7 protein-coding genes are annotated in these 11830 nt (G+C 71.7%); 5 read left to right on the top strand and 2 right to left on the bottom strand.

The genetic code is table 11. From position 1 onward, the window contains the following. Positions 1 to 11: 11 nt before the first annotated feature. Both AC27L3_RS05690 and metH read right to left on the bottom strand, forming a co-directional pair. Entirely contained in the window at positions 12 to 1538 is a 1527-nt protein-coding gene (locus AC27L3_RS05690; protein WP_487232919.1) for a N,N-dimethylformamidase beta subunit family domain-containing protein, read from the bottom strand. Positions 1539 to 1599: 61 nt separating this feature from the next. Continuing rightward, on the bottom strand, positions 1600 to 5109 hold the full coding sequence (gene metH, locus AC27L3_RS05695; RefSeq protein ID WP_487232920.1) for a methionine synthase: 3510 nt from the start codon (positions 5107 to 5109) through the stop codon (positions 1600 to 1602). Between the two features lie 335 nt (positions 5110 to 5444). Between metH and AC27L3_RS05700 the strand changes: the two genes are divergently transcribed. The 5 genes from AC27L3_RS05700 (at position 5445) to AC27L3_RS05720 (ending at position 11729) form a co-directional block, all read left to right on the top strand. Next, positions 5445 to 6209 carry an IclR family transcriptional regulator gene (locus AC27L3_RS05700; protein ID WP_344434273.1) on the top strand — a complete coding sequence of 255 codons (765 nt, stop codon included), beginning with the start codon at positions 5445 to 5447 and terminating at the stop codon, positions 6207 to 6209. A 359-nt stretch (positions 6210 to 6568) separates the two neighbouring features. Further along, complete coding sequence (locus AC27L3_RS05705) at positions 6569 to 7351, top strand: MIP/aquaporin family protein (RefSeq protein ID WP_365966378.1); 783 nt, start codon at positions 6569 to 6571, stop codon at positions 7349 to 7351. A gap of 43 nt (positions 7352 to 7394) precedes the next feature. Further along, the gene (gene glpK, locus AC27L3_RS05710; RefSeq protein ID WP_487232921.1) at positions 7395 to 8921 is read left to right on the top strand and encodes a glycerol kinase GlpK; all 1527 of its coding nucleotides are present in this window, start codon (positions 7395 to 7397) and stop codon (positions 8919 to 8921) included. A 13-nt stretch (positions 8922 to 8934) separates the two neighbouring features. After that, positions 8935 to 10542, top strand: a complete 1608-nt coding sequence (locus AC27L3_RS05715; RefSeq protein WP_487232922.1) for a glycerol-3-phosphate dehydrogenase/oxidase — start codon at positions 8935 to 8937, stop codon at positions 10540 to 10542. A 146-nt stretch (positions 10543 to 10688) separates the two neighbouring features. After that, positions 10689 to 11729 carry a glycoside hydrolase family 18 protein gene (locus AC27L3_RS05720; protein ID WP_487232923.1) on the top strand — a complete coding sequence of 347 codons (1041 nt, stop codon included), beginning with the start codon at positions 10689 to 10691 and terminating at the stop codon, positions 11727 to 11729. Positions 11730 to 11830 lie beyond the last annotated feature (101 nt).

Raw genomic sequence — 11830 nt, forward strand, 5'->3', positions numbered from 1 at the left:
CCGGCCTCGTCTCACCACAGATCGCGGTGGGCCTGGATGGGATCGCCCGCGTACGGGTGGTGGGCGTCGACATTGTCCTGCGCCGGATGCGCACGGCCCGCCGGACCGGCGGCGAAGGCGCGCAGGACATTGGCGGTCACCCGGCCGGTGAAGCGCGCCGTGGCCGGCGGAATGCCGTGGCCGCCGTCGCCGGTCAGCGACTCGACCCAGCGCATCGTGCCGGTGTTGAAGACGCCCGCACCGCTCGCGGTCGTGTAGTAGCCGGAATTCGCGAAGGACCGCACCCCGCGGCACACCAGGGGGGAATGGGCGAGGATCTGCAGCGGACGCGGAGTGCCGGGACCTGCGTCCACCCGGTCGTACTCGGTGCCGACCAGGTTCGGGAAGGCGGTGCCGCGCCCCGCACCGGTGCCCTCGAAGACCCAGTGGCCGGGCTCGGTCACCACGTAGTCGGCGGACGTCGGATTGGACTCGTAGAGCGTGCCGGTGAGGGAGTTCTCCGGATCCGGGTGCGGCGGCTCGCGCCAGTCGGTCGTCACGGCCGCGTCGTCGCTGCCGGCGAGCGGGTCGAGGTGCCAGTCGGTCTTGTAGCAGACGACCAGGCGGCGCTCCAGCCGGATGCGGCGGAAGCAGGCGTTGGCACCGAGAAAGGCGACGTTCGTACCGGCGTCGCGGGCGGCGGTGACGGCGCGCCGCATGGCCGGCGTCCAGTACTCGTCGTGGCCGAGGGAGACCACGCCGTGCGCGCCGTGCAGCAGCGCCGGCTCACGGTCCAGATCCATCGACGTGACGTACGCCAGCGGCAGCCCCAGCCGCTCGGCCAGTGCCACCGCCGGCTGCTCGTACGTCGTGAACAACGGCGCACCGTCCCGGTCGTAGGGGCGGTCGCAACTGACCGCGAGCGAACGGGAGGCGTAGTCGCCCTTGCCACCGGGACCGTAGTACAGGCTGTGGCCGCCCCACGTGTTGTACGCCTGCCAGGTGCCCGTCGCGTTCACCAGCACCAGCCGGCCGGATGTACGGGCCGATCGGACCGTCAGGGGTACGTAGCGCTGCTCACCGGAATCGGCGGTGAGGCGGACGAGGTAGGAGCCTTCCGGCCAGCCGTGCGTGGCCACCTCGGTGGTGGCCGGCCAGTCCGCGGAGACCGTGCGGGTGGGGCCGGTGGGGCGGGGGAGAGGCTGCGGGCCGGCCGGGATGCGCTCCGACGCCCACACGCGGCGGGCCTGGGCCCCGCCGTACCAGCCCATGCGGAACGCCTCCGCGCGGAAGCCCCTGGCGCCGGGGGCGCCGACGGAGACGTGCAGCCGGAACGATTCACCCGGCAGGACGCTCACCCGGTCGGCGTAGCCCTCGACGGCGCGGTCGGCGCCGCGGTGGGTCAGGCGCCAGTCGGGGGTGCCGGGGCGCTCGTTCTCGGCGGGAGCGCCACCGGCGGCGGGGGTGCCGCCGCCGGGCGCGCAGGCCGAGGCGAACGCGGCCGCCGCCCCGGCGGTGGTGCCGAGGAAGCGGCGACGGTTCCAGGCGTGCTCGTCCATCTCCGTACCCATTGGGCGGGTCCGGACGCGGGACGGCAACCGGAGGGCTGCCGCCCCGCCGTTACCGTGCGTTGAAGTACTTCGCCTCCGGGTGGTGGATCACGATCGCGTCCGTCGACTGTTCCGGGTGCAGCTGGAACTCCTCCGAGAGGTGGACGCCGATCCGTTCCGGCTGCAGCAGGTCCGCGATCTTGGCGCGGTCCTCCAGGTTGGGGCAGGCGCCGTAGCCGAGGGAGAAGCGGGCTCCGCGGTACTTGAGGGCGAACATGTCCTCCACGTCCGCGGGGTCCTCGCCCGCGAAGCCGAGTTCGGCGCGGACGCGGGCGTGCCAGTACTCGGCGAGGGCTTCGGCCAGTTGGACGGACAGGCCGTGCAGTTCCAGGTAGTCGCGGTAGGAGTTGCCGGCGAAGAGTTCGGCCGTGGCCTCGCCGATGCGGGAGCCGACGGTGACGACCTGCAGGCCGACGACGTCGGTCTCGCCGGAGTCCTCGGGGCGGAAGAAGTCCGCCAGGCACAGCCGGCGGCCGCGCCGCTGGCGGGGGAAGGAGAAGCGGGTGCGTTCGGTGCCGTCCTCGTTGAGGATGATGAGGTCGTCGCCCTTGCTGACGCAGGGGAAGTAGCCGTGGACGACGGCGGCTTCGAGGAGGTTCTCCGTGTGGAGCTTGTCGAGCCAGCCGCGCAGCCGCGGGCGGCCCTCGGTCTCGACGAGCTCCTCGTACGTGGGGCCGCCGGTGCGGGCCTGCTTCAGGCCCCACTGGCCCTTGAAGAGGGCGCCCTCGTCGAGCCAGGACGCGTAGTCCTTCAGGGGGATGCCCTTGATGACGCGCGTGCCCCAGAACGGCGGCGTCGGGACGGGGTTGTCGACGGCGACGTCGGAGCGTGCGGCGCCGTCGGGCTGCTCGTCGGGCTCGGGCAGGGCCGCCTCGCGCCTGGGGACGCGGCGCTGCTTGAGTTCCGGCAGTGCCGCGCCCGGCACACCGCGCTTGACGGCGATGAGGGCGTCCATCAGGCGCAGGCCCTCGAAGGCGTCGCGGGCGTAGCGCACTTCGCCCTCGTAGATCTCGTGCAGGTCCTGTTCGACGTAGGCGCGGGTGAGGGCGGCGCCGCCGAGGATGACCGGGTAGGTGGCGGCCAGCTTGCGCTGGTTGAGCTCCTCCAGGTTCTCCTTCATGATCACGGTGGATTTCACCAGGAGGCCGGACATGCCGATGACGTCGGCCCGGTGTTCCTCGGCGGCCTCGACGATCGCGGAGACCGGCTGCTTGATGCCGAGGTTGACGACGTTGTAGCCGTTGTTGGACAGGATGATGTCGACGAGGTTCTTGCCGATGTCGTGGACGTCGCCGCGCACGGTGGCCAGCACGATGGTGCCCTTGCCCTCGGCGTCGGACTTCTCCATGTGCGGTTCGAGGTGGGCGACCGCGCTCTTCATCACCTCGGCGGACTGCAGGACGAACGGCAGCTGCATCTGTCCGGAGCCGAAGAGCTCGCCGACGACCTTCATGCCGTCCAGGAGGGTGTCGTTGACGATGTCGAGGGCCTTGCGGGTGCGCAGGGCCTCGTCGAGGTCGGCCTCCAGGCCGTTGCGCTCGCCGTCGATGATGCGCCGCTTGAGGCGCTCGTCCAGCGGCAGGGCGGCCAGTTCCTCGGCCTTGGACGCCTTGAGGGACGTGGTGGTGGCGCCCTCGAAGAGGGCCATGAGCTTCTGCAGCGGGTCGTAGCCCTCGCTGCGGCGGTCGTAGATGAGGTCGAGGGCGGTGGTGACCTGTTCGTCGTTGAAGCGGGCGATCGGAAGGATCTTGGCGGCGTGCACGATGGCCGAGTCCAGGCCGGCCTTGACGCACTCGTCGAGGAAGACGGAGTTGAGCAGGATGCGGGCGGCCGGGTTCAGGCCGAAGGAGATGTTGGACAGGCCGAGGGTCGTCTGCACCTCGGGGTGGCGGCGCTTGAGCTCGCGGATGGCTTCGATGGTGGCGATGCCGTCGCGCCGGGATTCCTCCTGGCCGGTGCAGATGGTGAAGGTGAGGGTGTCGATGAGGATGTCGCACTCATGGATGCCCCAGTTGCCGGTGAGGTCGGCGATCAGCCGTTCGGCGATGGCGACCTTCTTCTCCGCCGTGCGGGCCTGGCCCTCCTCGTCGATGGTCAGCGCGATGAGGGCGGCCCCGTGCTCCCGGGCGAGGGCGGTGACCTTGGCGAAGCGCGAGTCGGGGCCGTCGCCGTCCTCGTAGTTGACGGAGTTGATCACCGCGCGGCCGCCGAGCTTCTCCAGCCCGGCGCGGATGACCTCGACCTCGGTGGAGTCCAGCACGATCGGCAGCGTGGAGGCGGTGGCGAAGCGGCCGGCCAGCTCCTCCATGTCGGCCACGCCGTCCCGGCCGACGTAGTCCACGCACAGGTCGAGCATGTGCGCGCCCTCGCGGATCTGCTCGCGGGCCATCTCCACGCAGTCGTCCCAGCGGGCCTGGAGCATGGCCTCGCGGAACTTCTTCGACCCGTTGGCGTTGGTGCGCTCGCCGATGGCCAGGTAGGAGGTGTCCTGGCGGAAGGGGACGGTCTGGTACAGCGATGCCGCGCCCGGCTCGGGCTGGGGCCGGCGCTCGGCGGGCGCGAGGGCGCGGACCCGCTCGACGACCTGCCGCAGGTGCTCCGGCGTCGTACCGCAGCAGCCGCCGACCAGGGACAGGCCGTAGTCCCGGACGAAGTTCTCCTGGGCGTCGGCCAGGCCCTCGGGGCCGAGCGGGAAGTGGGCGCCGTCCTTGGTGAGGATCGGCAGGCCGGCGTTCGGCATGCACAGCAGCGGGATGCGCGAGTGGCGCGTCAGGTAGCGCAGGTGCTCGCTCATCTCGGCGGGGCCGGTGGAGCAGTTCAGCCCGATCATGTCGATGCCGAGCGGCTCCAGCGCGGTCAGGGCGGCGCCGATCTCGGAGCCGAGCAGCATGGTGCCGGTGGTCTCGAAGGCCATCGAGCACAGCAGGGGCACCTCGATGCCGGTCGCCTCCATGGCCCGGCGGGCGCCCACGATGGAGGCCTTCGACTGCAGCAGGTCCTGGGTGGTCTCCACGATCAGCGCGTCGGCGCCGCCCGCGAGCAGGCCCTCGGCGTTCTGCTGGAAGCCGTCGCGGATCGTGGTGAAAGGGACGTGGCCGAGCGTCGGCAGCTTGGTGCCCGGGCCGATCGAGCCCAGCACCCAGCGGGTGCGGCCGTCCCGGGCGGTGTGGGCGTCGGCGACCTCGCGGGCGATCCGGGCGCCCGCCTCGGACAGCTCGTACACCCGGTGGGCGATGTCGTACTCGGCCATGGCCGCGTGGTTGGCGCCGAAGGTGTTGGTCTCGACGCAGTCCACGCCCGCGTCGAAGTACGCCTCGTGCACGGAGCGCACGATGTCCGGCCGGGTGACGTTGAGGACCTCGTTGCAGCCTTCGAGCTGCTGGAAGTCCTCCAGGGTGGGCTCCTGCGCCTGGAGCATCGTCCCCATCGCCCCGTCGGCCACCACCACGCGGGTGGCGAGCGCCTCGCGCAGGTGCGCGACTCGGGCTGGGCGGGCGGGCGATGGCGTGTACGAGGCCATGGGTGTGCTCCCGGGTGTGCGACGGCTGTCGGCTTTGCGCCCTCCCTACGGTGGGCGCACGCCGCAAGCGTATCCGCAGGGCGGCCGGGCAACAGGGGCGTCCCACGGTTCGGACGGGCGTCCCGGACACTGCGGGGAGGGGGCATATCGCCGCCATCCGGGACGGAAGCCCCCGGGGGCGGGGAGCGGGCGGGTGGCCGGTTTCGGACCGGCGCCCGACCTCGGTGATCATGGTGAAGCCCTGCTGTCGGGTATCCCCTGGTCGGCAACGGCCGATAGTGTTCAGCAATGCCGAACGGGGAAAGTGCCGGTCGGCAGGTGAGGGAGGTTGCTCGATGGCACGGACCATCCAGTCGCTGGAGCGGGCGGCGGCGATGCTGCGGCTGCTCGCCGGCGGTGAGCGGCGGCTCGGGCTGTCCGACGTCGCCTCGGCCCTGGGCCTGGCGAAGGGTACCGCGCACGGCATCCTGCGCACCCTGCAGCAGGAGGGCTTCGTCGAGCAGGACCCGGCCTCCGGCCGCTACCAGCTGGGCGCCGAGCTGCTGCGCCTGGGCAACAGCTACCTGGACGTCCACGAGCTGCGCGCCCGCGCCCTGGTCTGGGCGGACGACCTGGCCCGCTCCAGCGGCGAGAGCGTGTACCTGGGCGTGCTGCACCAGCAGGGCGTCCTGATCGTCCACCACGTCTTCCGGCCCGACGACAGCCGCCAGGTGCTGGAGGTCGGCGCGATGCAGCCGCTGCACAGCACGGCCCTGGGCAAGGTGCTGTGCGCCTACGACCCCGTGGCCCACGCCGAGGTGGCCGACGCCGAGCGCGAGGCGTTCACCCCGCGGACGGTCACGGCGCTGCCCGAGCTGGAATCCGTCCTGGACCTCACGCGCGCCCGCGGCTGGGCGGCGGACGTGGAGGAGACCTGGGCGGGGCTGGCCTCCATCGCCGCCCCCATCCACGACCGGCGGCGGATGCCGGTCGGCGCGGTCGGCATCACGGGCGCCGTCGAGCGGGTGTGCGAGGACGGCGAGCTGCGGGCGCGCCTGGTGGCCGCCGTGCGCGACTGTGCCCGCGCGGTCTCCCGCGACCTGGGCGCCGGACGCTTCTAGGGCGCGCTCGGCGGATCGTGCGGCGCCCCCGTCGGGTGGCTTCCGGGGCCGCGCGCGGTAGAGGGGGCGGGCTTCGGGGAAGGGGTACCGGCAGGCGTCGAGACCAGCTCGTTACCCGTCGGTATCCGAACGTAGATTTCTGGCCAGTTGGCCGAGAGTTTCCGGTCACACAAGCCTTGACGTGCCCTTAACCGTCCAGAAAACTGCCGTGCATCGGTCGGCATTGTCGAACACCTACCGACAATATTCGCTATGGTGTGCAGTGCCGCGGGACCGATCACCGCCCTCTCGGAGGGCGCGGACCACCGGAGGGACCCGGGGTTCGCCTTCCCCCTGGACGAAGGACAAAGGAGTCGCGGGTGTCCAGCTCCGACATCTTCACCGGCGAGACCATCGGTACCGCCGTACTGATCCTGCTCGGCGGCGGCGTGTGCGCCGCCGTCACCCTGAAGCGCTCGAAGGCGCAGAACGCGGGCTGGCTCGCCATCACGTTCGGCTGGGGCTTCGCGGTGCTCGCCGGTGCCTACATCGGCACCAAGTCCGGCGCGCACCTGAACCCGGCCGTCACCATCGGTCTCGCCCTCGACGGCGCGGTCGACTGGAGCGACGTACCGCTCTACATCGGCTCCCAGCTGCTGGGCGCGATGATCGGCGCGACGCTGGTGTGGCTCGCCTACTACGGCCAGTTCAAGGCCCACCTGACCGACCCGGAGATCGTCGCGAGCCTCAACCCGCACGAGGGCATGGTCGACCAGACGGCCGAGCCGCAGGCCGGCCCCGTGCTGGGCATCTTCTCCACCGGTCCCGAGGTCCGCAACGCGGTCCAGAACCTGGTCACCGAGATCATCGCCACCGCGGCGCTGGTGCTCTTCATCCTCACCATGGGCCTGACGAAGGGCCTCGCCACCAGCGGCACGGGCACCCTCATGGTCGCCTTCGTCGTCGTCGGCATCGGCCTCTCCCTCGGCGGCCCCACCGGATACGCCATCAACCCCGCCCGCGACCTCGGTCCGCGCATCGTGCACGCACTGCTCCCGCTGCCCAACAAGGGCGGTTCCGACTGGGGCTACGCGTGGGTGCCGGTGGTCGGCCCGATCATCGGCGCCGCCCTCGCCGCAGGCATCCACAAGATCGCGTTCTGACCCCCGCCCGCCGAGACCACCACGACTTCAGGAGAGCCACCCCATGACCGACACCCACGGCCAGGGCCCGTTCATCGCGGCCATCGACCAGGGCACCACCTCCTCGCGCTGCATCGTCTTCGACCGCGACGGGCGCATCGTCTCCGTCGACCAGAAGGAGCACGAGCAGATCTTCCCCAAGCCGGGCTGGGTCGAGCACGACGCGATGGAGATCTGGACCAACGTCCAGGAGGTCGTCGCCGGCGCCGTCGAGAAGGCGGGCATCACCGCCGCCGACGTCAAGGCCATCGGCATCACCAACCAGCGCGAGACCACGCTGCTGTGGGACAAGAACACCGGCCGTCCGGTGTACAACGCCATCGTCTGGCAGGACACCCGTACCGACGCCCTGTGCAAGGAGCTCGGCCGCAACGTCGGCCAGGACCGCTTCCGCCGCGAGACGGGCCTGCCGCTGGCCTCCTACTTCTCCGGCCCCAAGGTCCGCTGGCTGCTGGACAACGTCGAGGGCCTGCGCGAGAAGGCCGAGGCCGGCGACATCCTCTTCGGCACCATGGACTCCTGGGTCATCTGGAACCTGACCGGCGGCGTCGACGGCGGCGTGCACGTCACCGACGTCACCAACGCCTCGCGCACCATGCTGATGAACCTGCGCAGCCTGGCCTGGGACGAGCGCATCCTGTCCTCCATGGAGATCCCGGCCGCCGTGCTGCCGGAGATCCGTTCCTCCGCCGAGGTCTACGGCACCGCCAAGGGCGGCGCCCTGGCCGGCGTGCCCGTCGCCTCCGCGCTCGGCGACCAGCAGGCGGCCCTCTTCGGCCAGACCTGCTTCGACCAGGGCGAGGCCAAGTCCACCTACGGCACCGGCACGTTCATGCTCATGAACACCGGCGACGAGCCCGTCCAGTCCTACAACGGCCTGCTGACCACCGTCGGCTACCGCATCGGCGACCAGAAGCCCGTCTACGCCCTCGAGGGCTCCATCGCCGTCACCGGCTCCCTGGTGCAGTGGATGCGCGACCAGATGGGCCTGATCAAGAGCGCGGCCGAGATCGAGACGCTCGCCAGCTCCGTCGAGGACAACGGCGGCGCCTACTTCGTGCCGGCCTTCTCCGGCCTGTTCGCCCCCTACTGGCGCTCCGATGCGCGCGGCGTGATCGCGGGCCTGACCCGCTACGTCACCAAGGCGCACATCGCCCGCGCCGTGCTCGAGGCCACCGCCTGGCAGACCCGCGAGATCACCGACGCCATGACCAAGGACTCCGGCGTCGAGCTGACCGCCCTGAAGGTCGACGGCGGCATGACCTCCAACAACTTGCTGATGCAGACCCTCTCGGACTTCCTGGACGCACCCGTGGTGCGCCCGATGGTCGCCGAGACGACCTGCCTCGGCGCCGCCTACGCCGCCGGCCTGGCCGTCGGCTTCTGGCCGGACACCGACGCCCTGCGCGCCAACTGGCGCCGGGCCGCCGAGTGGACCCCCCGCATGGACGCGGACACGCGTGACCGCGAGTACAAGAACTGGCTCAAGGCCGTCGAGCGGACCATGGGCTGGATCGACGACGAGAGCTGACGAGGAGCAACTCATGACTACCCCGCAGAGCGTCCCCACCCTGGGTACGCACCCGGCCGCCGGCGTCAACCCGGGTCGAGCCGAGACCCGGGAGAGACTGTCCAACGCCACGTACGACCTCCTGGTCATCGGCGGCGGCATCCTGGGCACCTCGGTCGCCTGGCACGCCGCGCAGTCCGGGCTGCGGGTCGCCATGGTGGACGCCGGCGACTTCGCCGGCGCCACCTCCTCCGCGTCCTCCAAGCTCGTCCACGGCGGTCTGCGCTACCTGCAGACCGGCGCGGTCAAGCTGGTCGCGGAGAACCACCACGAGCGCCGGGTGCTGGCCAAGGACGTGGCCCCGCACCTGGTCAACCCGCTCACCTTCTACCTGCCCGTCTACAAGGGCGGCCCGGTGGGCGCGGCCAAGCTCGGCGCCGGTGTGTTCGCCTACTCGGCGCTCTCCGCCTTCGGCGACGGCGTCGGCAAGGTCATCTCCCCGGCCCGCGCCAAGGCCGACAACCCCGGTCTGCGCACGGACGACCTCAAGGCCGTGGCGGTCTACTACGACCACCAGATGAACGACTCGCGCGTGGCCGTCATGACCGTGCGCGCGGCCGTCGAGTCCGGCGCGGTCGTCCTCAACCACGCCGAGGTCCAGGGCCTGCGCTTCACGCACGGCAAGGTCACCGGCGCCGAGATCAAGGACCGCATCGACGGCACCGAGTTCGGCATCGACGCGCGCGTCGTCCTCAACGCCACCGGCCCGTGGGTGGACCACCTGCGCAAGCTGGAAGACAAGGGCGCCGCGCCGTCGATCCGCCTGTCCAAGGGCGCGCACATCGTCATGAAGCGCAAGTCGCCCTGGAAGGCCGCCATGGCCACCCCGATCGACAAGTACCGCATCACCTTCGCCCTGCCGTGGGAGGACCAGCTCCTGCTGGGCACCACCGACACCCAGTACGAGGGCGACCCGGCGGACGTGCGCGCCACCGAGGAGGACATCCAGCAGATCCTCGACGAGGCCGCGTTCTCCATCCAGGACGCCGACCTCGACCGCGACCTGATGACGTACGCCTTCGCCGGCCTGCGCGTGCTGCCCGGCGGCCCCGGCGACGTCGCCCAGGCCAAGCGCGAGACGGTCGTCAGCGAGGGCAAGGGCGGCATGCTGTCGGTCGCCGGCGGCAAGTGGACCACCTACCGCCACATCGGCCGCACCGTGATGAAGAAGCTCGCCCAGGTGCCGGGCAGCCCGCTCACCGAGGACATGGAGCCCGTCTCCAGCCTGGTGCGCCGCACCCCGCTGCCGGGCGTGGCCAACCCCAACGCGGTCGCCCACCGCCTGCTCGTCGACCGCGAGCCGGGCAGCCGCATGGACCCGCTGACCGCCCGTCACCTCGCCACCCACTACGGCTCGCTGTCCTTCGACATCGCCCGCATGGTCAACGAGAACCCCGAGCTCGGCGAGCGGATCCACCCCGACGGCCCGGAGATCTGGGCCCAGGTCGTCTACGCCCGCGACCACGAGTGGGCCGAGACGGTCGACGACGTCCTGCGCCGCCGCACCACCCTGACGATCCGCGGCCTGGACACCGAGGACGTCCGCACCCGCGTCAAGGACATCCTCGGCGACAAGCACTGACGCCCCGCTGCCCGGTGCAGTGACCGGTGCAGTGACGGTGCAGTGAAGGGGAGGGACACCCCGAGCGTCCCTCCCCTTCCGCATGCCCGCACCACGCAACCGTCCCGCGCTCGAACACGTCCCTCGAAAAGAACGAGGGGGACGCGATGGAACGGTCGCACACCGGCCGCAGGGCACTGCTCAAACGGATCGCACTGCGCCTGGCGGTCGCCGTGGCACTGCTGGTGCTGGTGCCGGTCGTCACGGCCGGCAGCGCGCTGCGGGCCTCGTACGCCGGTTCGCCCGCGCAGGACGCCGTCACCCGGGGCAGGGACGCCCTCTGGCTCGGCCACGCCTGGGTGGACGGCCGCAAGGGCGACGCGGACCTCGCCGCGCTCAAGCAGAAGATCGCCGGCACCGGCATCCACGACCTGTACGTGCACGCGGGCCCCCTGGAGCACGACGGCAGCCTGCCGGACTCCGCGTACCGGGGCGCCGGCCGGCTGCTGGCGGCCGTGCACCGCGAGCTGCCCGGGGTACGGGTGCAGGCATGGCTGGGCGACAAGCTGACCGGCCGCGGCCGGGGCGGCGGCCTGTGGCTGGGCTCGCCCATCGCCCGCGGGAACGTCGTCGCCAGTGCCCGGCAGGTGATGCGCGCCGGCTTCGAGGGCGTGCACCTGGACGTCGAACCGGTGCGCACCGGGGATCGCGACTACCTCGCACTGCTGGACGCCCTGCGCCCGGCCGTACGGGCCGAGGGCGGGCCGCTGTCGGTGGCGGCCCAGCAGATCGACCCGCTGCCCTCCATGCACACGGCCTCCGGGGCGCTGGGCAGCCCCAAGTGGTGGACGCAGTCCTACTTCGGCCGGGTGGCCCGGCGCGTGGACCAGATCGCCGTCATGTCGTACGACACGGGGCTGCCGTGGGAGAACCTCTACGGCGGCTACGTGGCCCAGCAGACCCGGCTCGCCCTGCAGGTCACGCCCGCCGGAACCGACCTGTTGATGGGCGTGCCCTTCTACCACACCGACAGCTGGGGCCATCAGAGCCGTGCGGAGACCGCGGCGGCCGCCGTGCGCGGCACCCGGCTGGGCCTGACCCGCGAGGACCGCCACCGCCGCACCTTCGGCCTCGCGCTGTACGTGGACTTCGCGGCCACCGAGGCGGACTGGCGCGCCTACCGGGCCGGATGGGGCATGCGTGGCTGAAAGTGCCTCCCCCTTGGGGGCTGCGAAGGGGGGTCGCCGAAGTCGTAGGCTTGGGGCACACGCAAGACGACGGCAATGGCACGAACGGCAACCGGCGGTGG

The sequence above is a fragment of the Streptomyces sp. PKA51 genome (genome assembly GCF_057552455.1).